This is a genomic window from Candidatus Symbiopectobacterium sp. 'North America' (assembly GCF_015762685.1).
Taxonomy (GTDB): domain Bacteria; phylum Pseudomonadota; class Gammaproteobacteria; order Enterobacterales; family Enterobacteriaceae; genus Symbiopectobacterium.
The window spans coordinates 17,977-42,157 of the sequence record NZ_PEHF01000101.1; the positions used below are offsets into that span (position 1 = coordinate 17,977).

Consider the following 24,181-nt stretch of genomic DNA (forward strand, 5'->3'; position numbering starts at 1 on the left):
GCAGGAACAGCTGCAGTGCGTCACTATTGAACAGACACATGCTGTATACAGGAATTCCATCATGAGATCTGAAAAAAACGTAATCATCAGTAATGATACTGAGCTACGGAGGCAACACACGCCTGAGCAGAGGCGGGTTGTTAGCAAAGCCGAGCGTGTAAGTCATCCCACGCTGGCTACTGCGATATTCCACCACTTCTTCCAACCCAGGTCAGCAGAAAGCGATATACAGATGATTAACTGCAGCGAACGGCCGGAAAGGGATAAAGGTAAACCGGCAATAGCGATTGAGTGGTTGAGTTTTCTGGATGCGGTTAATACCGGGGATCATCAAACCTTGCACATCAGGCGGACAGAGCCCCCGATTCCATTGGGAAAATTGCACAGTAAAAGGCTACCGAAACAACTCATCATCGCTATATGCCTTTTCATTGCAGCGGTCATCCTGGGATTTATGGCACCGCATGCACCGCTTTAAAGCTAGGGGGAAAAATTGCATCAGAATAACGTTTTCATCCAGGCGGAAATGCTGGCGAATGCAGACGTATTTACAGCCGATGAGATTGCACCTGATGAGCTGGTGAAGGGCTACCTTCACCAGACTGGAGTGACAGGTTTTCTGCAGCAGCCTGGTGTCACAGAGGTTGCGATAAACCGGCCCGGTGAAATCTGGACCGAAACCTCTGGCCGGGGATGGGAGCGCCATGAAGTGCCTCATCTCACGCTTGAACTCTGCAAACACTTAGTAAACACGCTGGCTGTTTATAACTATCGCGTACTCACGGTTAAATCGCCCATCAAAACCGTAGAGCTACCTGGACGTGAGGGCTATCGAGCGCAATTGGTAATCCCGCCTGCCTGTGAGCGAGATACGGTATCAATGACATTCCGTAAGCCGTCTCTTGATCGTTTCAGTCTTGAGGATTACGCAAGAAGTGGACGATTTGACAAGACAAATCAGGAGATAAAAAGTCATACGCAACTGATGCCCTGGCAGCTGACACTTAAACAGATGGTTAAGGACAAGGATTTTGTAAATTTCTTCCGGGAGGCGGTAAGACGCAAACTCAATATCATCATATTTGGCGGCACCGGTTCAGGTAAAACCACATTTGCAAAAGCGGTAGTGGACATCTACCCCGCAAACTGTCGTCTGCTCACTATTGAAGAACTCAACGAGCTCAAGCTGCCGTTGCACCTGAATCATGTGCATATGCTTTATGGGGATTACGTTACCCCAAAAGAACTCGTTTCATGTTGTATGCGAATGAAGGGCGACCATATTTTTCTGGCTGAGTTGACCGGCGATGAAACGTGGGACTTCATGGAAGTACTGAATACCGGTCATCCGGGTACGATAACGACATCCCATTCCAATAGCGACAAAGAAGGCTATGCACGTATTACCGGTCTTATCAAGCAGTCGAAAGTCGGCGCGGGCCTCGATATCGATTATATAGAACGACGCGTTCGAACCTCCTTTGACATCGTGATGTACATGGAAAAGACGGAGATCCTTAGCGTCACCTATGAACCAGAAATCAAACTCGCGCTGCTCAATGGAGCAACGCTTGAACGCGCTCTCCAGCAATCAAGGGATAACGATGTAGTTATATGAAAAAAATCGTAATTTCAGTGTGTTTAGTTATCGCGAGCATTGAACCCAATCCTTGGTGTATATGGAAAAAATGGAAGGATTTATGAGCCTGAAACTGTTTTTACTGATTTTGTTACTTACGGCTTTTTGCTTTGTCATTGGTCTGTATGCAGGAGGCTGGGCATGGTACGCGATGACCGGTTATCGGAAAGGAATACCGGGATTATTCACGCTGCTCAGCCTTGGTGAGATTTCACTGACTGATAAGGGGAAGACCATGTTGCCGTGGGCATGGTGTGTTACGGCTGTGATCACCTTCCTACCAACCGGAATTACGTTGTTATCCGTTTTGGCCAGAACGGATAACAGCCAAAACAACCTGCACGGGAAAGCGCGTTTTGCTAACCGTCGCGAACTGCGCACAATCTGGTATACGGAGAACGAAAAGTGAAAGGTTCATCATCAGGATCAGGTAAGTTGCCGAACGGTTGGGAAATTATTGATGGTCGGCCAGTTCAGACCAGAATTGCTAAACATCCAGCGCTTCTTATGGGCAAAGACCCCTACTCAAAAAACTTTCTTGCAGCATATGGCCAGACGTACATGATGCTGGCAGCGCAACCAGGCAGTGGTAAGGATGTGGGGATTGTGATCCCAAACTTGCTAACGTATCCGCACAGTATCGTGCTGAATGATGTGAAGTTTGAAAGCTGGTACAAAACTGCGGGTTTCAGGGCTGCGTGTGGTCAAAAGGTTGTTCGATTCTCTCCGGGTATGCTTGAAACGCACCACTGGAACCCGTTCCGCGCTATCCGTCGCGATGCGCTGTGGCGCTTGGGTGATCTGCGCACAATGGCTTCATCGCTTTACGTGCCAGACAACGAGAAAAACGCGTCGTGGTTTGTTAAAGCTGGAAATATTTTCGTTGCGATTTGCCTGTTTCTTATTGAAACGGAAGGCGAATATCCGCTAACGCTCCCGCAGGTTTATGAAATAGGTTCCCTGGGGGCTCAGTTGGGCGTATGGGCGCAGCGTGAAATCGACGAACGCAGTAGTAAAGGTAAGCCGCTGTCAGATGAAACGGTACGCGAAATGACAATGATTGTGTCGGAATCGAAATCGAAAGACTTTGCAACATTGGTTGGTTTCCTCACGCCGAGGCTTGCTATTTACGGCGAAAAAACGGTTGCAATGGCGGTAACTGAAAGTGATAACCCGGCAGAGAATATCGATTTCAGTAAGATGAGAGAAGAACCTACCACGGTTTATTTCTGTGTAACTGAAGGGGAAATGAAGAAGTTTGCACCATTGATGAACCTCTTCTATTCACAGGCTATACGTGAAAACAGCCGGGTAATGCCTGAGCATGGCGGTAATTGTGAAGATGGCTCGCTTCGCCTCAAATACCAGTTACTGTTCCTGATGAATGAATTTGCGATCATGAAGCGTATCGAGGTAATGGAAACGGCACCGGCACTTTCACGCGGAGCGGGATTACGGTTTCTCATCATCTTCCAGAATGAAATGCAAATCTGCGCCAATGACTGCTACGGCAAAGAAGCTGGTAAGGCATTGATGGATACGTTCCATATCAACGTTGTTTTTGCACCAGGTGATATCGAAGCGGCTACTGCCTACAGTAAACGTTTGGGAACTAAAACGGTCAAGGTTCCTTCTGATAATGCAGGTGTTTCTGACGGACAACGGCGCTCAAGAGGACGTAGTTGGACACTGCAGCCCCGCCCCTTGATGCTGCCGCAGGAGATCGATGAACTGCCTTATCAGGATGAGCTAATTTTCATGTCGGCAACGGATAAAACGCCAAAAATGAAAATTCGGGCTAAAAAAATCATGTGGTACAAAGAGAAAATTTTTCAGGAACGCGCCGACACAAAAAACTATCCATTACCGTTCATACCGACAGGTGATCCGGAAAAGCTGAAAGGTATGGTGAAAAGCGTTGTTAAGCAAAATCAGAGTCTCAAGTTGGCTAAACCGCAGGGCGACGACATTATTAAAGAAAAATCGCGACGCGAGCGGGTAGACGTTCCGCAGATAAATAATCCGAAGTAAACCGCCAAATAAAATAAGAGAATTAATTATGAAAAAAATCGTAATAGCGGCGGTTGTGCTGTGCGCAACTGCTGGCGCTAACCTGCCTGCTAAAGCTGATGAACCCTGCAATATGACGTTTTGTATGTGGGGGAAGCTTAATGGTTCGGATAGTAGTGAATGTCAGGGGCAAATAAGAAAATTCTTTAATATAGTTGGAACCAAAAAAGGAAAATTTAATCCTGGACGAACCGCTGATGCGCGTAAATCCGCGCTTATGAACGAATGTCCGGCCAATATGGTGCCCGTGCAATATATTAACGACATTGTTAATAAATATGGTCGCCTGAAAGGGTGATATTAATTTCAGCTTAATTATTAAATTAGATGGGTGGCGATAATGGAAATTAACAGCAAAAAGGAAAGCTAATGCTAAATAATAGATTCATTATTTCCGGGCTGATTATCAACGCACTGGCTGCATGTAGTTCACCAATTGAGCTGTCACAGCCCAAAGGTGACTGGATGGACTTCGAATCCCCTTCTGTCTTGCCTGTAGCAACTGCAGACAAAGACAGCAATAAAACCAATACCACACCGGCTGGCCAATTTTCTATCAATAGCGCCTATCGACCGGCATTAGCAAAAACTGCCGGGGCAGTGGATAAAGAACGCTTTGTTACAGCCAGCGGCAAGAATGTTCCTCTCTATAGTGCAGTGCGTACTATTGTACCGTCTTCATGGAACGTGAAGCTTTCACCTGATGTATCAGCTAACTTCCGTGGTGCCCTGTCATGGACGGGTAACGATCAGTGGCCATATGTGCTCAGGAAGTCTCTCAGCGCAGCAGGGCTAACGCCGGTGATTTATGAACAGCGGAAAGAGGTGATAGTAAGCTTTGCTGCACCGATCAAACCGGAAATGCAAAAACTTACGCCTTCTAAGACGACTAAAACCACTACTGCACCAGTTCAGAAGATATTTAGCGGAGGTGTGCTATCTCCGCCAGTTGTGCCGGTTGTAACTCCGCCGTTTAAGCAGCCACCTGATAAAAAGCCACTACTTGAGGCACCTATACCAGCCAAACCAACGATACCGGTTAAGCCTGCTGTCAGGAGTTGGACAATTAAAAAAGGGTCTACGCTCAGGAAGGGGTTTGAACAATGGGTATCGGGAGACAAATGCTCTGGCCCGAACGGTAAATGGGAACTCAGATGGGAAACCGAGACGGATTATCCAATAGATGACCCACTTTCATTCACTAGCGTTAGTTTCGAAGATGTGAGTAATCAGCTTTTTTCCCTTTATCGCAATGCAAAGGTTCCGCTGTATGTACACGGATTTCGTCCTCAATGCTTAATTATTGTCAATGAGCAAAAATAAAAGGAAATAATCAGATATGATAGAAAATAAAAAATTCCTATGTCATTTTGATGCTTTGGCTGTCGCCATTATAACTCTATTGATTTCTGGCTGTGCAGTGCAACGAATTAATGAGGTGCAATCCGACGCTAAAGATAATGGGATTAAAGCCTCCTCGCTTATAAAGCAAATGGGTGATAACAACCCGGTAGTTAATTTTACCAATAGTCAGTATGTCAACCCAAATCCACTGCCAAAACTTAAGTATGAAGCACCTGCAAAATTGGTAAATTGCACCGTGGTTTACAAAACCGCTCAGGCGCAGGACATTTTTCAATTTAGCCAAGATATGTCGGAGCAATGCCGGTATCGGTTTCGTGTCACACCTGATGCAGCTAGTTATCTCAGTGTTGGCGCAGGTTCGGGACTGCAAGGTAATGCAACACAGCGGTTATCCTCGGTTCCTTCCCCTGTCATATCAAACGCTATGCAGCCGTTAGCCTCATTTGGAAGCGGAGTTGGGCAAGACGCTGGGTCTGTAATCGCAGCCAGCAGCGGTAACACCAAAATTAGCAACATCAGCTATTCCGGGCCGTTAGGGGCATTGTTAGATCAAGTGGTGGGACGCCTGGGGATATCCTGGAAGTACCAGGACGACATGGTGATCTTTTACTACCTGGAAACCCGTCGATTTGACATACAGCCCACAGATGCGAGCTATACGCTCACCGGCAGTGTCACCAGTGGCTTGTCTAATGCAACAGGGAGCGGTACTGGTTCTAGCGATTCCAGTACATCGGGTGTGTCAGGGTCTGGCGGCTCGATGATGAACTCGACGGTGAAGATGGGTAACAATCTTTATGAAGATCTCAATAAAACCGTTACCAGTATGCTCACTCCGGGTGTGGGCCGTATAAGCCTAAACCAGACCACAGGCACCTTCATGGTGACAGATGTCCCGGAAGTGGTAAGCCGTATCGGGGAATATTTGACTGCTGAAAACAGTACGTTGAGCCGACAGGTGGTTTTCAAGGTAGTCACTTATACCCTTAACACAGATGTTTCAGATGTGGTCGGTATCGACTGGAACCTGGTCTATAAGTCGCTCAATAGCAATTATGGCATTAGCCTGGCCAACACGAACACAGGGATAGATAGCAGCGCCATCAGTGGCAACTTTAGCGTACTGGATACCGCGACAGGACGGGCTGCACAGTTTGCCGGGTCATCGTTTTTACTCGATGCGCTATCAAAACAGGCTACGGTTTCTGACGTCAAAACCAATACTGTCATAACTACGAACATGGCCGCTGCGCCGGTGCTGTTCGGGCAACAGACAACCTACCTCAAAGAGGTTTCTACCACAGCTTATGCTACAGGTAACAGTACCGTACCTACCCAGACATTGACGCCAGGTAGCGTGACGACAGGAACAAATATCACCATTTTGCCTAAAATCCTGCGTGATTCTGACAGACTAATGCTTAACATGTTTATTGATATATCCAACCTTAAACAGTTCAGACAGCTCAATTCTAATACGCAGAAAATTGAGGGGCCTGATCTTGATACCATTTCATTACAACCGAGAGTTTGGCTAAAACCCGGTCAAACTTTAATTATTACCGGGTTTGAACAAAATAAGGATGATTCGAATAAACAGGGCGTTGGTTCTCCCAATAATATTTTGTTTGGCGGGATGCTTTCTGGCGCGAAAACCAAAAAGAGTTTTGTGATAACGGTGACGCCTTATGTCAGTTAAATTTCGCGGTAATAAGAAGGACAGTCAGCATAAGGTGATACCCGAAGATACCCGTATTAGAGTGCTCAATTTTCATCATCAGCGGTTTGTCGTTGGCCTGGCCTGGGAAACCATCAAAGCCCAGCGCAACCTGATGAAGGAAGTACGTAAAATCGGCAGGCAACGTAACCTCGATGTTGTAGCGATCCGGCAAGCTGATTCTATTCAAGCAGGGTTTGCTCCGAAAACAACGCAGCGTTTGCGCGGCGGCTATTCTCTGATCGTCACACTGGCCTCACTATTAAACGGTTGCTGCATCGCTGTTGTACCGCTGGGGAAGAATGCACAGGACGAAGAAGAGTTTACGCTCGTTGGACGCACGGATAAGGGCGCTATCCATCCGATTTCAGATACCATCTATGCGGAAAATGCTATTCAGCAAGTCGTGGTTGACCTTAAACAAGAGTTGCGCGGCAATAAACAAGGGATGGAAATCCCGGTTTATGGCGATCAAAGCCGCTTCGCGTGGGTATCGGATGACCTAAATCTTCTTGACCTGCTGAATCCGGTAAATATTAAGAAGGCATTTAAACTGAAGCCCCTGACTTGGGGGATGACCAAAGCGCAGTTAATCATGTTGGCAATTACGATTGTCCTGATAACCATCATCGGTTTGATAATCAATCAGTATTATGAGCAAAAGGCACAAGAAAGGCGTCAGCAAGTACTGGCGCAAATGAGATTGCAGGAAGAAATAAATAAAAAAGCCCGTTATCAGGCTGCGCTGGATAAATTAAAACATCCGTGGATCACTACTGCTTCAGTGAATGATTTTATCAAAGGGTGTCAGCATGATCTGCACAAATTGCATTTGTCTATTGAGGGCTGGGAACCCGCCACCGTGCTGTGTAATCAGTCAGGGATTAGTGCGAATTACAACCGTCCTGAAAACTCAGTGGCAACCTCGGATGCGTTTGTCAAAGCCATTAAGAAGATATACGGCACAGATGCGGATTTTAATATCACGCAAACGTCGATGTCAGCTTTCAGTGTTAACCGTAACCTTCCACCTAATGGCGATGACCCCTTACTGAATATGGGCGACCAGCTATTAGCAGTAATATCATTGTTTCAGTCGGTAAACATTCCTGCATCGTTTACGGCTGTACCCATTAAAGAGGTTAAAACCAACGAGCAAGGTGAGGAGTTGCCGATGCAGGATTGGCAAGAATATACCTTTGAAGTGGAAACTAATGTGCCGCCCGATTTGATTTTTAAATCGCGAGAACTTCATGGTGTGCGGCTAAATTCCATCATTTATACCCTTGGCGATAATGGCCGGTCTATTTCATACAAACTTGCGGGGTCCGTATATGGCGCACGGTAAAGCCTTTTTGTTCAGTGTTGTTTTGATGTCATTTCCCCTGTTTGCGCTTGCAGCAGAGGGAACCATTGGCGATATCGATGATTTTCAGAAACAGCGTGTGCTGTATGAAGCCAAAGCTGCGGCAAACAAAGCCAAGGCAGCGGCGGAAGGATTTGATAGCACAAGCGGTGTGGCGCTGGGTGTGCGTCCAAACGCGGCTGCTGGGGTGAACGGTCAAGCCAACATAGCGACCGTTGATACGGTTCCTCGCCTGGTCAAAATCAATGGCAGAAGGGCGATCATTAGCCTCGCCAACGGCAATACAACGTCGGTGGAGTCCGGGCAATTATTACCGGGCGGGCAGTGGCTAATCATGAGTATCGGGCTGGATGGCGTAAAAATAAAAAACACGGCGACACAATCTATTCAGATGCTTAATTGAGGTGTCATTATGCAATTTTCTGAAAAAACGCATAACATTGTCAGTCTTCCTAAAATACTTAATGGAGAGGTGTTTTCACCAGAAATACAAGACAATGTTAGACTGCTTAAAGATAATCAAACTAGCGATTACACCCTGTTCGTCATGGAACAGTTGGACGGCAATACACAGTTTTTTGATTTAACTAAGAATTTGCGTAAAAAAGATATTAGGCCGATGGTGAATTGGGTTAGTCGGGAATATATTAAAAAAATTTCTGATTCTTTTAGTTCTGCCGAATCTGCTAATAACGATTCACAAACCGATGCACAGCAACGGGTATTAGATATTATTAAATATGCCGTTGAATTACGTGCATCAGATATCCATTTTCGTATTGAATCGACTTTTTTTAAAGTGCTGTTTCGCATCGATGGCGTACTCCGGGTTATGCGTAAATTTGAAGCGTCTGCAGAAGAAGGGAAAATGCTGATTCAGACGCTTTATAACTCCATGTGTGATGAACGCAGTGAAAGTACATTTAGCTATAACGAACCCACAGATGCAAAAATTCGCGAGGTGTTTGTAGCTCCGTTCGGTTTGAGCACAGGGCGTTTTGCCAGCCGCCCAGGTAGTGTCGGCACGATATTAGTGGTGGTGAGGCTGATAAGCCGCCGTAAATCGCAGTTGGAGCTTGAATCCCTTGGTTTAACCGTAAAACAAACCGTGTCCATCAGGCGTGCGCTATCCAAACCAAATGGCGTTATCTTCTCCAGTGGGCCTACTGGTCACGGTAAATCAACCTTATCCCAGTGTATGGCCGAAAGCCTGCTTCGAGATAATCCGGGTATCAATCTGGTCACGGTGGAAGACCCGATTGAGTCACCGATAGCCGGTGCGGTGCAAACCCCATTAATTATCGCTGACCGTAGCGATAGGGCATTAATGGGCCGCGCCTATTCAAAAGCAATCTCTAACCTAATGCGCCTCGATCCGGATTGCATCTACATCGGTGAGGTGCGGGACAGCACATCAGCCACTGGTGTTATTGAGTCAGCGCAAACTGGCCATAGCGTGATTACCACGATACATACCAGTTATCCGATAGACATTATCCAGCGCTTGCGTCGTTTAGGTGTTGATCAGGATTTGCTGACTGATGCCACGCTGATCACCTGTCTGATTGGGCTAAGGCTAACCCCGTTACTGTGTCCGCAATGTAAAAAATCGTACAGTGATCATAAAGAGAGTATCGATGTCAGCATTCGAAGTCTTATTGAACAATACACCACGACGGACACGGTGTTTTTAATCAATGATGATGGCTGTAAACACTGTGACTATACCGGTATTAATGGTCGTACAGGGGTTTTTGAAGTTATAGAGACAGATTATAAATTCATGCAATTGTATGGGGATAAGGGGAAAATTGAAGCCTGGGATTATTGGCGTAAGAAGGGTGGTGAGACGTTATGTGAAAATATAACTAGATTGATTAATTTAGGTAGGGTTGATCCTGTTTTAGCGCATAAAAATATATGTAATCTAGACAGGGATGATAAATTACATGAATAGCTTTGAACGGTATATCTATCAGAAAACATTTAGTGCCTCTGACCGTATCGAGATTTATGATAGCTTTCGACAATATCAACTAGATGGGCTGAGTGCTGAAGAAACCTTTAACAAACTAATTGCAAACTATACTCGTAGGGGGAAAAACCCAGGTAATGCTATAGGTAAAATATTGATAGAATGCAGCCAAAATTTACGTGCTGGATTTTCGCTATCTGAATCTCTTAGAGAATGGTTGCCCGACCAGGAGTTTAGCATTATTGAAGCTTGTGAGGTTTCAGGCAATCTCACGGAGGGCTTTTTAAATGCAATGTTTATTGCAGAAGGCACCGCAAAAATGACACGCGCAGTAAAAACGGCTGCACTGATCATGTCATACATGTTTTCTCTTGCGTTCAGTGTCATTGTTTTGTTTTGCCTCTTATTGGTGCCGACTATTAAATCTGCAGTCCCATTAGATAAATGGAATGGATTGCAATTAGCGGTGTGGTACTTTTATGTATTGATTACTGAATATTGGTATCTGCTTGTTGCGGCTTTTGTTATTACTCTATATGTGGTTAGTAAGTCACTAAAAAATTGGCGGGGGAGTATTCGTTTTGTTTTCGATAATATTCCTCCGTATTCGATTTATAAACGTGTTAACGGTGCGGTATTTATTATTAATGTCAATGCCATGTTGTCGGCAGGAATACCAATGGAAGATGCCATTCGTAAAATGGTCGATTCTTGCCAATCGCCCTGGTTGCTTGAACGGTTGCAATCAACACTAAACGCGATTAATTCAGGAGAGGAAAACCTAGGGACGGCGTTGGATGTTACCGGTTATGAATTTCCCGGTGAAGAAGCCATTATCAAAATGCAAAGTCTGTTTGAAACCTCAAACCGGGAAGGATCTCTTAAACGTTACGCCAATAAATGGTTAGAGAAAACAATCAATGCAGTAGAAAACACAGGGGAAGTTATCAGAAATATCAGCATTATCGGTTGTGCTCTTATCATCGTTTTACTCATCGTCGTTATGTATGACTTGCTCCAGCAAGCGTTCTTTTTTAAATAAGGAATAATATGAAAATCGTCAAAATCAAACGTGGTGTTGCTAACATTACCGATTCAGTTGTTTCGCTCGGCATAGCGTTGGTATTAATTGGTGTGGTGCTCGGGTTGTCATATATTGCCTATAATAAATTTTATGCAACGTCAGAAGTCACTCTGATTACTAACCTTATAACAGAAACAAAACAAAGCCGAAGCAGCAATGGATACGGCACCAGTGATTATACAACGATGTTGATTCAGTCTGGTGCTGTTCCAAAAAGCTCTGTGTCATCTGGGAAAATTGTAAACCGCTCCGGTGGGGAAATTACAGTGAAGGGCGCGGGCATTGGATTTACGGTTACTGATACTCTATTAGCGAATAGTGATTGCATCAGATTGGCGTCGCAGTTGGGAACATCTGAAATGGCTTCGACAAAAATCAATGGTCAGTCTATTACCGGTGAAGTGACTGCTGTTGCGGCAACAGCGGCTTGTACCACGGACAGTAATACCGTGGTATTTACTACAAAATCCTGATGTATGCCTTGCCCCGCTATCGCGGGGCATTATTCTTCAAAATTCATATATAAGGGATGAGATGACAACATTGAAAGAAATCAGCTTTATTGATTTATATCTTGGCCCTGATTATGCAGAATTAAAAGGTATGTCTGGCGCAAGTTCATACTTAATTGATTTGCCAGATGGATGCAATGAAGATGCGCTTATCCTTAAACAAAAGTGTGTTGACTATCTGCATAACACAGCTAAAACAGAATTCGCACTATTTTATGATGATCGTCTTTATCGTGTAACTGTCTCATCAAATATTTTTGGTGGGGAAAATTTTGTTATCCGACAAACGCCAGCAAATATCATCCCGTTTACCGACATCCCTTTTACGAGCATCATTCGTCGTTCTGTCGAACTTACCGGCGCTACCGGACTGTTTTTGATAGCGGGTGAAATGGGAAGTGGTAAAACCACAACGGCATCTTCTGTGTTGCAACATCGAATCTTAACTACGTCGAATTTGGGCGTTTCGATTGAAGATCCGATAGAAACGCTGCTACAAGGTAGGCATGGTAATGGGCGCTGTTTGCAGCTGGAAGTCGGTGAAAATGAAACCTATGCTACAGCGACAAAAAAAGCGTGGAGAATGGGCGCTACGTCGTTTTTGTTGGGTGAAATTCGTGATGGTCCAACAGCACATGAAGTATTAAAAGCCTCACTGAGTATGTTTGTGGTTTCAACCATCCATGCATCCTCTATTACGGAGGCGATAGAACGCTACATTATGTTTTGCGAAGAAATTAATAATTCATCTAAAGCTATTGTTGCCAATACTTTATTTATTGTTGCTCACCAAACCATGATGCTTACCAAACGCGGTGATGTTTTCGCTGGGCGTGCAATTGATATCAACGCCTACAATCTAAAAAATTGCCAACAAGCGCATGCGATCAGAACCAAAATTGCACAGGGTAGCTATCAAGCTTTATCCGATGAGTTTAGCGGCATTAAATACACGTTGTAGGGAGAAGTCATGTTAAAACGAGGTGTTTATCAAACTACTGATGCCATCGTCGCTATTACGTTATTGTTGGCCATAATGGCAGGTATTATTATCCCGCTTGGAAATTGGCTGACTGACGAATACCGAGTCACTATCGCCGCAGACCATGCTAAGCGAGTAAGAAACGCGGTTACTGCGTTTATCAAAGATAACCATGATGTTATCGCAACTCAGGCTAGCTCCGGCAGCCCGTATGTGTTTAGCGTTTCAGATTTGATCACGGCGGGCTATCTTCCTTCCGGGTTTTCGCAAAGCAATAATTTTTCTGCGTCCTACCAAACTCGCGTCTATCAACCCGTGGTAAATAAATTCCATACCATGACGTTTTTAACCGGCGGTGTCAGCTTATCAAAAAGCCTGGCACGGAAGTTGGCCATACGCATCGGAGGGGAAGGCGGGGTCATAGATGGCAGCGAGGCTAAAGGCGCGTTAGGGGCCTGGACAGAAAACCTGTCAGCGTTCGGGGGGTATAACCCTGGTGACGGTAGCGTCGTCATGGCGGGGTTCTATGACGACGGTAATGTGGTGAATGACTATCTATATCGAAAAGCGTTACCTGGCCATCCTGAACTGAACACGATGCAGACGGCGCTCAATATGGGCGGCAATGATGTTAACAATGCCAACAGCGTTAACGCAGCGAACGTGACCGCTAGCGGCTGGTTTCGCAGTACCGGTGATACCGGCTGGTACAACGAGAAGCACGGCGGCGGCTTGTATATGAATGATGATACCTGGATGAGAGTCTACAACAACAAATCCATCTATACCGAGGGCGCGGTTCGGGCTGGCACTATGCAATCTGATGGACGTCTGACCGCAAAAGAGTATATCCAGATTGAGGGCCTCGCCACCGCTAAAGCTGCTTGTCCTTCAAATGGATTAATGGGGCGTAATACCGCTGGGGCAATTTTGGTTTGTAAAGATCTGGTCTGGACCGAAAACGAGAGCAGTACGTTGGTATCTACTGCAACCATCGCCAATGGCTCAAGCTTCATGTGTAAGAGTGGGCCAAGTGGCCGCATTCTCGTCACGGGTTATGCGAATTGGTTAGTGTCCTACGGCGTGTATTGGATGAACGCGAATCTTTATGCCAATGGCGTTTTAGTTGCAACCGACAACACCGCCGCGTTCGAGTACGATCATGGGCGTGCGTCTGGCACCAGTGTGACGTTATTTTATGTGCAAGCGACACAGCCAAACACAGATGCGACTTTCTCATTGACAGCAACGGATAGCTACTTACAAAAAGTCAGTTATTCCTGCGTAGGAGCATAAGGAGTGTTGGGCTATGAAAACTACATATATCATTCTGTTTTTTTTAATGGTCATCGTTTCACTCACAGGAATGTTATCAAGCAAAAATTCGCTTGATATTACCCAAGCAGATATCAGCGCTAAGAACTTTGTGAATTATGTTTTGGCGTTTGATGAATATCTATTATCTCATGATGTCATCAATGGTGACGTAACCAATGACGTTGTGATCCCGACATGGTTGCCGGTGAACAGCGAGATAAAAATGATAATTAGCGCAGGCTATGGTTATATTTTTATGCCATCGTCACCGGGGATGCTAGCCAATGTGCAGCAGATTACAGGTAACAGCGCTATGGTAGGTGTAAGCGATAGTGCAAGTATAAGTACGCCATTAGGGGCAATTGCAAAGCCCGCTTTCATTCCATCAGGGTATATTGTCTATGTGAGATGATAATGATCTATTATGCTATCGCCGTCTTATTCATTGCCTTGTTCTATTCTCAACAACTTATCGTTATATACCGTAACTTAAAACAACATGCGATTGTGCAAGCTAGAGCATTAAGTGAAGAACCCGATAAGGAAACAGTATATCCAATTTGCGCTGTAGTTATGTTTTTATGTTCAATGTTAATGTATTCGCTAACGGACAATGTGGTTTTGAGTGTTTTTATTCTGCTGCTTGCAGCGGTTGCATACGCGGATATGGCGATACGTTGGATACCCGATGTTTTAATTTATTTGCTAATTGCCGTCTCTTTATTGGATGTTGATAAACATAATATAGTGTTGCGGGGTGTGGGATGTGTGTTTTTTATTGTGCCACCGCTAGTACTGAATCTTTATGGTTATCTGAAAACAAAAACCTTTTGGATCGCAAGCGGTGATTTTTATGTGTTTTTTGCCTTGGGTTTTTGGATACAACCGGAATACAGTGCTGCCATTATGTTGATGGCGCTATTAATCGGTGCATTGTTGATGCGATTTTGTCATAGCGTACCATTGGTAACTTGTGTATTCCCTTTTTTTATAGGCTATAAACTATGCGAGGCATATGGTGTGTTATTGCTCTTTTAATATATCTGACTCCTTTTTCATCATTGGCAGAGGTGAGAGCACCGCAGCGTAATCTTCAAATGTGTTTTATACGGGCCGGGGAACAGTACAAGATTGATTTCCGATTGCTGATCGCGATTGCTCAGGTAGAGAGCAGCATGAATCCTAATGCAATTGGCTATAACCGTAAAAACGGAAAGGTCGTTAGTGAAGACCTCGGTATCATGCAAATAAATTCATCCTGGCTTGTTGTACTTAATGCAATGGGGATAACCCGAAAGCAATTACTTGATGATCCATGCCAAAATATTTTTGTTGGTGCCTGGATATTGGCTAAGAACATTTCTCACAATGGCGTTAATTGGGAATCTGTCGGGGCTTATAATGCAGGGTTTAAAGATGCGAATGCAGAATTTCGTATGAAATACGCGAAGAAAGTTTATGCGCGATATCTTGAGTTAATGGGGGGGTAGTATAAAATAAATGAGAGAGCTTCATGAAAGATACCGTCTTGCGCTGTCTAAAATGAAAGAAATGAATGAGGTAGAACGGAGTGGCCGAGTAAAGCAGTTAAGTAAAGAAGAATTGCGTAAGTTCAGAATTGATATGGCCTCACATGTTTCCGAAGTGCGTATTATCTGGTGCTGTCTGGCTCAAATGAAATCTAATATCACAGATATAACGGAAAGCGAATTATTAACGTTTCTCTGTTTAACTCAAGATGAAAATAACGTGTTTTCCTCACTATCAAAATAATCCATAGATAATCAAGGTGTTTATATTCATTTCAAAAATTCAACTAAGAAATTTTTTCATAATAAATATGGGGACTTCGGTCCCCTTTTTTGTGGCTGGTTTGCGGGGGTATTGTTTGTTCCTGGCATGGCCGCGTAGTCATCTGCCCGCGTTATACACATACCCACAACCCCCGTCGCGGCGTTTCCGCCGCTTGCCGCTCCCGTTCACCAGGGGGCTTGATGACCCCCTGGCTCACTGGCTGGGGGGAATGTGGATATGTGTATAACGCTCCCCCTGTGTGCCTGCTGTCCGTTACTGGCATGGCCCCCGTAATCGTCTGCTCCGCAGCCGCTAACGCGCAGTACAGCGCCCCACCCCGCTAAAGCGGTGTGGCGTTCCCTCGCCCAGGCTCGGCGCTCACTGCGTCCCCCCGGAGGGGCCTATATGGGGCAATGTGGCCGGAAGCCCGGATCAGCTTAGCAGGGCGGAGGGGAGTATTGGGCTGTTCTGCATGTCAGCAAGGCCCGGCAATTTGCCACTTTCGCACATAACAGATCTGAGTTTTTGCCTCTTAAAAACAAATAACACATACAAATGTACGTAATAATATTGATTTTGGAGTCAATTGTATGTATGATTGGCTTTATGAAATCAATGGTGATTTCACTATAAAGGCCGTTCGGCCAGGAACAATAAAATGAACGTACAAGAAGCTTTAAACGTGTTTAACCTGTCTGGTGAATTGACTGAAAAAGATGTTGTAAAAGCTTATAAAAAGTTGGCTCTGAAATATCACCCGGATCGTAATCCGTTAGGTGCTGAGTTAATGAAAGCCGTTAATGCAGCGCGTGAAGTGCTGATGGCCAATATCGACAAAATTAACCAGTTTCAGTCCGCTGATGCCGAAGCTCACTACAACTACGGCGAGGCTCTGGAAAAGGTGCTGATGGCGCTGTCTGGATTATCCGGTATTGTTTACGAGGTGATCGGTAATTGGGTTTGGATCAGTGGTCAAACTTTCGAACACAAAGCGGCGCTCAATGAATTGAATTGCAAGTGGGCCCCGAAAAAAAAGCAATGGTTTTACCGTCCTGAGGAGCATAAAAGCATTGGGAATCGCAAAGAGCATTCTATGGATGAGATCCGCCAAATGTATGGCACCAATGGCACACGCCGTACCACTGGCCGTAAAGCGATAGCAGTGCAGGCTTAAGCCCCACAAAGGGGGCTGAATGGCCCCCCATTGCGATTTCAGGAGTAAACCATGACAACCTTTAACGAAACTTTTATGCCAGTATTTAAGCGCGTATGTAGCTTTTTAGGTGATGGCTGGCGCGTTGATCAACGACGAGCTGATGAACGCTACAGGATTTTTTTGTTTACACCGACATTGGCAAATTATGGCATCACAGTTCGGCAAGAAAAGGACAGGCTGATTTTGACCGGGGGCGCGGTACGCAGTCGGTCACATAACGATTATTCATGCTGTACCGTTGCGTTGAAACGAGAACCTCGCGGCATTGCGCAAGATATCAGAAAAAAGGTCCTCGCTTATGCACCGCAGCAAATTGCCACTGCAGCTGCAGATTTAGCCGGAATAAGCGCTCGTAATGAAGAACAGAGAATTTTGCTGCACCTGCTGGCGAGTTTACTCGAGACAAGGGATCACCAGAACTACCACGGCATACTGTGCGAAATCAATGCACACGGCATGAGAGGCGATGTATCTGAAGGTTATCGCGGTGATTATAATTTGAATCTTATCCGCCTCAGTAAAGACCAGTTGATCAAATTGGCGGGGTTTATATCGACGTTGGAACGGTAACGAGGCTGCACGGCTAATGCCGTGCATATCACTCTCCGCCCAATGTAAAAGGGCATCCTATGCAGAAAGTTTTTTTTACACGATCAAAGGGCAGAGTCAGCAAAATGCTGACTGTTTACAGCGACGGGATACGCTACCGGCTGCATTATATCACGCTTGATCGTACCAATCCGAGCGCAGAGGAATGCGCACAAGGCATCAAAGAAAAGCGCTTTGAAACGTTAAACCGTGAGTTCTATTTGAAAAAGGGCAAGGAGCTGGTCTTGTCCCGGTATCCACAGCCTGAATTAACCGAGCAATTCAAAGCTTTTTTAGAATCTACAGAGGGAAAAACCATGATCACGGAGAAGCCTACGCCCGCACAGGTGGCCGCAGCCAGAGCTGCCGCCAAAATGACGCAGCGAGAAGCGTCGGAACGGTTTGGCATAGGGGTTAATGCCTGGCAGAAAAAAGAGGCTGATGGCCCATCTCACCGTGATCTATCGGTAGGGGAATATAACTACCTGCTGATGCTGGCAAATGATCACCCAGAGTTTTTGGCTATCCGGCGTTTGCCTAAAGATAAAAACCCACGTCAGGACGCGGCACGGCTGGCGTATGAGCTGGCGCAATATTTATCTTCGGGTGATTTTAAAGAAATCGTGGTGCCAAGTGCAGTCGATGCCATGATGAAGACGTTACAGGATAAAGTCAGTGAATTACGGGCGGAGTGGGAAAGCGATATTGATTATAAAAAAGGGGAATTGTAATGATAAATATAGGGGTAATAAATAATCTATCATCTGGACAATCACTGTGATGCTCGCAGTTCTTGGGTAAATCGATTCCAGTTAAATCTGATGCGAACGCGGGCCACGGCCCGCGTTTTTGCTGTGGTTGTCTGGCCGGGCACGCGCCGTTGGCGCTTTGCCCCCGTTTACGCACAACCCCCCGTCGCGCCCTCCTGGGCGCTTGCCGCTCCCGTTCGCCAGGGGACTGGATGGCCCCCTGGCTCACTGGCTGGGTGGGATGTGGAAAACGGGGACAATCCCTTTTTCTGGCGTACCGGCGCTAAGCGTTCTCGCTGCGCTCCCCCGCTAAGCCCCCGGAAATCCCGCCCAGGTCGCCGCAATGCGTCAACCTGGCCGCTCACCGGGCCAAGGCCGGTAATGTCCTATGGCGTCGTCTGAATGGTTGTATCGGCTTAGCAGGACTGGGGAGGGGTTGCGCTGATCTGAGCGTCAGCAAGGCCCGGCAATTTGCCAATTGGCGCACTTATCAGAATCACATAGTTGCCTTTTAATTAAAGAAGATATGCGTACAAATGTACGTGTTTAATATTGACATAAACACCATATGTACGTATAATTAAATTTATGGAATCAATCGTGATTTCACTATAAAAGCCGTTCGGCTAGGAATATTAAAATGGAAATGATGTGCAGTGTTACCGCAATGTATATTTTCGCCGGGTATCGTGATGCGATTGCTGAGCTGGAAGAAGAAGATATGAATGCGGCAAGAATAGCGGTTGAATGGATCAGTGGTGCCGGTGAACTAGAAGTGGCCCAGCGTTTTAAGTCTGTTGAAAAAATGATAGATGGTGCAATTGATGCCATTTTATTGAACGAAGGTTCAGCCGGTATATGGGAATATGAAGTCGCGGAGCGCATTGGGCGTTATCTGGTTAAACATGCACAGAAAGAAGAAGAATTAACGGATAACGATATCGTTGAATGTGCTATTAGAATCACGAGAATTTGGAATGAAGTTAATGGAAATTTAAATCATTTAGATATTATATTGTGATTGTTCTCCTTTATTTTCATTAATGCTCACCACTTAAGAACAAAAAAATACGTACATTTGTACGTGTTTTTATTGATTTAAATTACAAATGTATATATAATTTAGCTCATGACCTCAATTAGGTTTTTACTATAAAGGCCGTGCGGCCAGGAGCGATAGATGCATTTCACAACCTTTCTTTCCAAATGTTTCGATATTGAAGTCGAAACAGAGTTTGACTCATCAAGCGAAAGAAATCTTACTCACATTTGGCTCTATGAAAAAGGCGAAGATGTTGAGCCAATATTAATTTTGCACGAAATTTACAACTCCCCTAAAGCATGGTGCATCGGCAATGTGTATTCAAATCTTGAGCATGGCGCTCAAATACAGGAAGTAAAGTTTCGGCAATTAGTTAAATCAGGAAACGTACATAACAAAGGAGACAAAGATAACCAACACTGAAAAAGGCGAAGGCCAATCTGCGCTAACAGACTGGCCCTCTGTATCGTTAATTACCACATACGCGAGAGATAATTAAGATGACCAATGAAATTGTACAGGTAGCCAAAAAGCTTGTAAACAAGCAAGCGGTACGCATTCCGGCGATGAAAATGCATCAATGGGATGAGCTGAGATGGTGGGTTGATTACCTGCAAGGCTATGCGCTTTAAAAGCAACGAGATCTGCCGTTTCACTTGAAGCGGCAGTGACGCGCTCATGACACGGGATTAATGCAATGGATGAGTTAGAAATACTGCTAGCATGGCTGGAAGATAACGAGGAATGTGGCACGGAAATTCAATTCTCTGATGATGTTGGTTCTGCTGAGCTGCTACCAGCTGTGCGCGGCGCAGTTGAATTACTGAGAAGCGAAATAACGACTGTCCAGTTCACCGTCCCTGATGGCAAGGCGTATCGGTTCGAGCGCAATATTATCTGTGTGCGTGATGATCATGCGGTTGAAAGTGGCCCCGGCCCGTTCGTTCTGTACTGCAAATATGATGTACAGAAATACGGAAAACCCACGGTATTAAGCCTTTGGGATCAGATTAAATACGTAACCGGAACAGGCGATTCGGGCCTTTATCGGTAATAGGTTCATTCTGATGCGAACGCGGGCCACGGCCCGCGTTTTTGCTTTGGCTGTCTGGCCGGGAACGCGCCGGTGGCGCTTTGTCCCCGTTTACGCACAACCCCCCGTCGCGCCCGTTCGCCAGGGGACTGGATGGCCCCCTGGCTCACTGGCTGGGTGGGATGTGGAAAACGGGGACAATCCCTTTTTCTGGTCTACCGGCGCTAAGCGTTCTCGCTGCGCTCTCCCGCTAAGCCCCCGGAAATCACGCCCAGGTCGCCGCGCTGCGTCACCCTGGCCGCTCACCGGGGCAAGGCCGGTAATGTCCTTTAGCGTCGTCTGAAGGGCTGTATGGGCTTGGCAGGGCGGGGGGAGGGGTAACGTGCGTCCGGGGAATTGTACCGTCCTGTCGGACGGGCTGCGGCGGTTTTGCATTATGGCTCCCCTTCCCTACAACGTGCCGCCTTTCATGCGCTTTCGCGCATAAAAAATCCTACGCCGTGGTGCGCGAAAAACATCATTATTCAATTAAATCATATCATTGTGAGTGTTGCACGGCATGTAACACTATGCTATAGTGTTACTCATGGTGTAACGGTTGCGGGGAAAAATGATCAAGTCATTTAAGCACAAAGGGCTGAAACAGCTTTTTGAAAAAGGAATTATTTCAGGCATTCCGGCACAGGATGCGGTGAGAATCAACGACCGTTTACAAGCTATCGATACGGCCACCGCGATTGAAGATTTAAACATCCATACCTATAAATTACACCCCTTGAAAGGGGATCGTGATGGCGTATGGTCAATCACTGTCAGGGCTAACTGGCGCATCACGTTTGAATTTAACAACGGTGATGCTTACATTCTGAATTTAGAGGATTATCACTAATGAAACAGGCTATTGTGTCTCATCCGGGCGTTATGGTGTCCCGTATGTTGGAGGATTTAGGCGTGGGTGTTCGCCAGTTTGCCAAGAATATTGGCACGACCCCGGCGACGGTATCGCGTTTTCTGGCAGGGAAAACGGCGTTAACTCCCGTTTTAGCGATCCGCATTTCCGCTGCATTGGGAAGTAATCCGGCATTTTGGATGCGGTTACAAAACACCTATGATTTGCGACAATTGGAAAATGAAATTGATACATCGGGCATCGTTTTATACGGTGAGGACAATGAGACGCCAGAAAAACGCCTCTAACGTGCCGCCGAAACGCCGTACAGCGCCAGCGCCGCAAATGCCGCCAGTGACAGAGCAAAGAACCCGCGTAATGCGGGTTTTTTGCGTTTTGGCCTTATCACCATTTTTTGTCAAATTTTTTCACGTCTATTTTTTTCGACTGAAAAATACTAAGCAATTATTTTACAACAAAATAAATGGTTGCCTGATACGCCCTGCAGGACGTTGGCCAGCTGCGCCGGTGCGCGACCGTCGCACAACATTACTCAAAGAAATTGAAGAGAAGATAAAGCGATATAATGATTGTCAGATAGGCGCATTGCGCCTATAATGGTTTTCACGGTGGCGCTAGAAGGTCACTCGTTCCGAGAAGGCCATGCTGCCGGTAAGGAAACGAATGAAACTGTCAGATGTTGCGACCATTCGAGGGCACTTTCAGGAAGCCGATTTCTGGATAGTGCGCCGAGGCTCTTTAACATCCTGTGGCAAACCGACCCGCCAGTTCAGCCCGGAACATATCGGGATAAAGGTCGAAAGAACAGATATTCTGTTACCGGACTACCTTTTCCTGTGTATGAAGTATTTACACTCACAAGGGCTGTGGGCGCGGTTAGCCACCGGATCACTGGAGTTGGTTAACATCAGGGTTTCAGACGTCAAATCTATCGTGCTGAATCCATGCTGATACAAGGAGGGGGTTCCCCCTCCTTTCTCAGCGGAAAAAACAGGGCAAACAGATGATCAAAATAGATATACCTGATATCGGTAAACAAAAGGACATCGTGCGGCGTGATGCTGTACACAAGGCTTGCTTGCAACTGGAAAAAAATTTGTTGGCTGAGCATATTCCGGGGCCAGAGCATTTTGATCACCGGCAATATGGAACTCGCCACCTGAACCTTGAAAATGAGAGCTGGGAGCCGCCTGCTGCTGAACTGGTCAATGCCTGGTTTGAGCACTTCAAAAGCACATTTTCTGAATACGGATCTGATAAGGCGTTGGGCATCCTGCTTGGTCTGAGTGGGAACGCAGATCGGCGTATACGCTCATTTCGTAACGGCGAACGCCCGGTGCCTTATGGCGTGTGGCGGCGTTTTCTGGTCATTACCGGGCGCGTATCTCAGGAAATTATTCCCGTAATGGCCTTCATTGATGATGAGGGGCATAAATGAGCTGCGCTGAAAGGGGATGCGATTCAATGGATAAAAACAAAGTTATTAAAGAAATTGCACAACACGTTTCATTTTCGGTTATAACAGGGTTGATGGCACTTATTACCACCATGCAAATAATTGTCAATGCAATACTAAATGCTCCGATTAATATTATTCTCATACCTCTCATTGTTTTTTTAATATTTATAACTGGCGTTAATAGTTTTTTTGCAACCAAGAAAATACTGTCCCTATTCACAGAGAAAACCGTATGAAAATATTACGTAAACACCACTTTGTGTTGTGGATAGCGTTCACCAGCTGCGCCGCCTCTGCTGCTGGGATACCGCTTATTAATCCCTCCGATCCGATCCGCGTGTCACAATCCCCAGCCTATCGTTGTGATGCGTCTGGCCATGCATTACAGCGATTTGACGATGGTTCTTTGCTACCGCTTATCGTTCGGGGTAAGTCGGTTACATGTCAGCATGATCAGCTATGGCTGGACGGGAAAAACCTCAGTTATATGGATCTGGTTCACCAAGCTGCGCATGATGCTAAACAGGGCGACAAACAATGAAAATACAACGATAACCGCCTCCGGGCGGTTTTCTTTTTCCCCTGTTCCACACCGAGAGCTATACATGCCAATCACAAACCCTATAATCACCACTGTTTATTTAAACAGGTTTATGACTATGGGAAAGAAGGATGCGGATTATCAGGTGGTTTACCGGGGTGAGTCGCTGGGGCGGTTTGTCGTGGGAGGTTGGGTATTTTTTCAACGGCGCAAGGAGTACGGCGGCGGGTACTGGCTTGGCCGGACGTATGAGGATTGCTTTTGGTTGGAGTTCGAGAGACCTACATCACTCTATGAAGGGGTGAAATACATCGTGGTGTATGAGGGCCAGCAGGCGCACAGTCAAGTCTTTAATGATGATTTCAATCTAACCTAATGGCAAAAAAAAAGTCACTCTATGGTGACTTAGTTGTTAACTGACACAGGGTTCCCTGGTGATTTTCGCTACTATCGCACTATATAGGCACTATCTGCAACCACTTTATTCGCTCTTGCAGCAATTTACACTACCTCAATTTCTATGAGGAAGAGTGTATGGCTGAACCATTTTTGAAGAATCGCCGCCGGTTTACATCATCGCTGGCAAATGAGCTTGTGCCGCTTTTTGATGCCCTAGCCGCAAAAACGCGCATACCGAAAAGTCGCCTGCTGGATGAGGCGATCAGTGATCTTTTGGTGAAACACGGCGTGCCAGCAATTGATGTGAAATCCAAATCGTCACAAGACTGAATTGTCTCCAGTTGACGGGGGAGAATTCATCGCCTCCGTCCGATTTTTTTCAATTCTGAATTTTAGCCATAAAAATAACTGTCTGTTTTTAAT

At 45.8% G+C, this 24,181-nt stretch carries 33 protein-coding genes; all 33 read left to right on the forward strand.

From position 1 onward, the window contains the following. Positions 1-61: 61 nt before the first annotated feature. The 33 genes from CS369_RS21860 to CS369_RS22015 all read left to right on the forward strand — a co-directional run bounded on the left by CS369_RS21860 (position 62) and on the right by CS369_RS22015 (position 24,088). On the forward strand, positions 62-478 hold the full coding sequence (locus CS369_RS21860) for a hypothetical protein (protein ID WP_196908708.1): 417 nt from the start codon (positions 62-64) through the stop codon (positions 476-478). A 48-nt stretch (positions 479-526) separates the two neighbouring features. After that, positions 527-1,618: a P-type DNA transfer ATPase VirB11 gene (gene virB11 / locus CS369_RS21865; protein WP_196908714.1), complete on the forward strand. Its 1,092-nt coding sequence runs from the start codon at positions 527-529 to the stop codon at positions 1,616-1,618. An 82-nt stretch (positions 1,619-1,700) separates the two neighbouring features. Beyond that, a complete protein-coding gene (locus CS369_RS21870) occupies positions 1,701-2,048 on the forward strand; it encodes a hypothetical protein (RefSeq protein ID WP_196908709.1) in 348 nt (115 codons plus the stop codon). Next, positions 2,045-3,670 carry a type IV secretory system conjugative DNA transfer family protein gene (locus CS369_RS21875; RefSeq protein ID WP_244665183.1) on the forward strand — a complete coding sequence of 542 codons (1,626 nt, stop codon included), beginning with the start codon at positions 2,045-2,047 and terminating at the stop codon, positions 3,668-3,670. Before CS369_RS21870 ends, CS369_RS21875 begins: the two co-directional genes overlap by 4 nt. A gap of 28 nt (positions 3,671-3,698) precedes the next feature. Continuing rightward, positions 3,699-4,007: a killer protein gene (locus CS369_RS21880; RefSeq protein ID WP_196908710.1), complete on the forward strand. Its 309-nt coding sequence runs from the start codon at positions 3,699-3,701 to the stop codon at positions 4,005-4,007. Between the two features lie 71 nt (positions 4,008-4,078). Then, the gene (locus tag CS369_RS21885; RefSeq protein WP_196908711.1) at positions 4,079-5,032 is read left to right on the forward strand and encodes a TcpQ domain-containing protein; all 954 of its coding nucleotides are present in this window, start codon (positions 4,079-4,081) and stop codon (positions 5,030-5,032) included. A gap of 16 nt (positions 5,033-5,048) precedes the next feature. Then, positions 5,049-6,773, forward strand: a complete 1,725-nt coding sequence (locus CS369_RS21890) for a PilN family type IVB pilus formation outer membrane protein (RefSeq protein ID WP_196908712.1) — start codon at positions 5,049-5,051, stop codon at positions 6,771-6,773. Then, positions 6,763-8,139, forward strand: a complete 1,377-nt coding sequence (gene pilO2 / locus CS369_RS21895; protein WP_196908657.1) for a type 4b pilus protein PilO2 — start codon at positions 6,763-6,765, stop codon at positions 8,137-8,139. The genes CS369_RS21890 and pilO2 overlap by 11 nt, the downstream gene beginning before the upstream one ends. Continuing rightward, positions 8,126-8,560, forward strand: coding sequence for a type IV pilus biogenesis protein PilP (gene pilP / locus CS369_RS21900; protein WP_196908658.1), 435 nt, complete (start codon positions 8,126-8,128; stop codon positions 8,558-8,560). The genes pilO2 and pilP overlap by 14 nt, the downstream gene beginning before the upstream one ends. 9 nt (positions 8,561-8,569) lie before the next feature. Beyond that, positions 8,570-10,114 (forward strand): GspE/PulE family protein, encoded by a 1,545-nt coding sequence (locus CS369_RS21905; protein ID WP_196908659.1) that lies wholly within the window; start codon positions 8,570-8,572, stop codon positions 10,112-10,114. Then, the gene (locus CS369_RS21910) at positions 10,107-11,174 is read left to right on the forward strand and encodes a type II secretion system F family protein (protein ID WP_196908660.1); all 1,068 of its coding nucleotides are present in this window, start codon (positions 10,107-10,109) and stop codon (positions 11,172-11,174) included. The genes CS369_RS21905 and CS369_RS21910 overlap by 8 nt, the downstream gene beginning before the upstream one ends. A gap of 8 nt (positions 11,175-11,182) precedes the next feature. Beyond that, the gene (locus CS369_RS21915; RefSeq protein ID WP_196908661.1) at positions 11,183-11,689 is read left to right on the forward strand and encodes a type 4 pilus major pilin; all 507 of its coding nucleotides are present in this window, start codon (positions 11,183-11,185) and stop codon (positions 11,687-11,689) included. A 61-nt stretch (positions 11,690-11,750) separates the two neighbouring features. Beyond that, entirely contained in the window at positions 11,751-12,689 is a 939-nt protein-coding gene (locus CS369_RS21920; protein WP_196908662.1) for an ATPase, T2SS/T4P/T4SS family, read from the forward strand. A gap of 9 nt (positions 12,690-12,698) precedes the next feature. Continuing rightward, complete coding sequence (pilV, locus tag CS369_RS21925) at positions 12,699-14,006, forward strand: shufflon system plasmid conjugative transfer pilus tip adhesin PilV (protein WP_196908663.1); 1,308 nt, start codon at positions 12,699-12,701, stop codon at positions 14,004-14,006. A 13-nt stretch (positions 14,007-14,019) separates the two neighbouring features. Continuing rightward, a complete protein-coding gene (pilM, locus tag CS369_RS21930) occupies positions 14,020-14,439 on the forward strand; it encodes a type IV pilus biogenesis protein PilM (protein WP_196908664.1) in 420 nt (139 codons plus the stop codon). 2 nt (positions 14,440-14,441) lie between these two features. Continuing rightward, positions 14,442-15,065, forward strand: coding sequence for a prepilin peptidase (locus tag CS369_RS21935; protein ID WP_196908665.1), 624 nt, complete (start codon positions 14,442-14,444; stop codon positions 15,063-15,065). A gap of 59 nt (positions 15,066-15,124) precedes the next feature. Continuing rightward, positions 15,125-15,517: a lytic transglycosylase domain-containing protein gene (locus CS369_RS21940; RefSeq protein ID WP_280514848.1), complete on the forward strand. Its 393-nt coding sequence runs from the start codon at positions 15,125-15,127 to the stop codon at positions 15,515-15,517. Positions 15,518-15,527: 10 nt separating this feature from the next. Further along, the gene (locus CS369_RS21945) at positions 15,528-15,800 is read left to right on the forward strand and encodes a hypothetical protein (RefSeq protein WP_196908667.1); all 273 of its coding nucleotides are present in this window, start codon (positions 15,528-15,530) and stop codon (positions 15,798-15,800) included. Positions 15,801-16,479: 679 nt separating this feature from the next. Beyond that, positions 16,480-16,995, forward strand: a complete 516-nt coding sequence (locus CS369_RS21950; protein ID WP_196908668.1) for a J domain-containing protein — start codon at positions 16,480-16,482, stop codon at positions 16,993-16,995. Positions 16,996-17,046: 51 nt separating this feature from the next. Then, on the forward strand, positions 17,047-17,607 hold the full coding sequence (locus tag CS369_RS21955) for a hypothetical protein (RefSeq protein ID WP_196908669.1): 561 nt from the start codon (positions 17,047-17,049) through the stop codon (positions 17,605-17,607). A 104-nt stretch (positions 17,608-17,711) separates the two neighbouring features. Further along, positions 17,712-18,356: a type II toxin-antitoxin system MqsA family antitoxin gene (locus tag CS369_RS24285; RefSeq protein WP_244665182.1), complete on the forward strand. Its 645-nt coding sequence runs from the start codon at positions 17,712-17,714 to the stop codon at positions 18,354-18,356. A gap of 658 nt (positions 18,357-19,014) precedes the next feature. After that, the gene (locus CS369_RS21965; RefSeq protein WP_196908670.1) at positions 19,015-19,395 is read left to right on the forward strand and encodes a hypothetical protein; all 381 of its coding nucleotides are present in this window, start codon (positions 19,015-19,017) and stop codon (positions 19,393-19,395) included. A gap of 159 nt (positions 19,396-19,554) precedes the next feature. Beyond that, positions 19,555-19,839 (forward strand): cobalamin biosynthesis protein CbiX, encoded by a 285-nt coding sequence (locus tag CS369_RS21970; protein WP_196908671.1) that lies wholly within the window; start codon positions 19,555-19,557, stop codon positions 19,837-19,839. A gap of 77 nt (positions 19,840-19,916) precedes the next feature. Beyond that, entirely contained in the window at positions 19,917-20,048 is a 132-nt protein-coding gene (locus tag CS369_RS24765; RefSeq protein WP_280514847.1) for a hypothetical protein, read from the forward strand. A 65-nt stretch (positions 20,049-20,113) separates the two neighbouring features. After that, positions 20,114-20,470: a hypothetical protein gene (locus tag CS369_RS21975; RefSeq protein ID WP_196908672.1), complete on the forward strand. Its 357-nt coding sequence runs from the start codon at positions 20,114-20,116 to the stop codon at positions 20,468-20,470. 589 nt (positions 20,471-21,059) lie between these two features. After that, the gene (locus CS369_RS21980; RefSeq protein WP_196908673.1) at positions 21,060-21,338 is read left to right on the forward strand and encodes a type II toxin-antitoxin system RelE/ParE family toxin; all 279 of its coding nucleotides are present in this window, start codon (positions 21,060-21,062) and stop codon (positions 21,336-21,338) included. Beyond that, positions 21,338-21,646, forward strand: coding sequence for a HigA family addiction module antitoxin (locus tag CS369_RS21985; RefSeq protein WP_196908674.1), 309 nt, complete (start codon positions 21,338-21,340; stop codon positions 21,644-21,646). Before CS369_RS21980 ends, CS369_RS21985 begins: the two co-directional genes overlap by 1 nt. Beyond that, entirely contained in the window at positions 21,621-21,956 is a 336-nt protein-coding gene (locus tag CS369_RS21990) for a hypothetical protein (RefSeq protein ID WP_196908675.1), read from the forward strand. Before CS369_RS21985 ends, CS369_RS21990 begins: the two co-directional genes overlap by 26 nt. 66 nt (positions 21,957-22,022) lie before the next feature. After that, on the forward strand, positions 22,023-22,310 hold the full coding sequence (locus tag CS369_RS21995) for a hypothetical protein (RefSeq protein WP_196908676.1): 288 nt from the start codon (positions 22,023-22,025) through the stop codon (positions 22,308-22,310). 52 nt (positions 22,311-22,362) lie between these two features. After that, complete coding sequence (locus CS369_RS22000) at positions 22,363-22,797, forward strand: hypothetical protein (protein WP_196908677.1); 435 nt, start codon at positions 22,363-22,365, stop codon at positions 22,795-22,797. Between the two features lie 26 nt (positions 22,798-22,823). Then, on the forward strand, positions 22,824-23,054 hold the full coding sequence (locus tag CS369_RS22005) for a hypothetical protein (protein ID WP_196908678.1): 231 nt from the start codon (positions 22,824-22,826) through the stop codon (positions 23,052-23,054). A gap of 423 nt (positions 23,055-23,477) precedes the next feature. Further along, positions 23,478-23,735, forward strand: a complete 258-nt coding sequence (locus CS369_RS22010) for a hypothetical protein (protein ID WP_196908716.1) — start codon at positions 23,478-23,480, stop codon at positions 23,733-23,735. Between the two features lie 158 nt (positions 23,736-23,893). Next, positions 23,894-24,088, forward strand: a complete 195-nt coding sequence (locus tag CS369_RS22015) for a ribbon-helix-helix domain-containing protein (protein WP_196908679.1) — start codon at positions 23,894-23,896, stop codon at positions 24,086-24,088. The last annotated feature ends 93 nt before the right edge of the window (positions 24,089-24,181 follow it).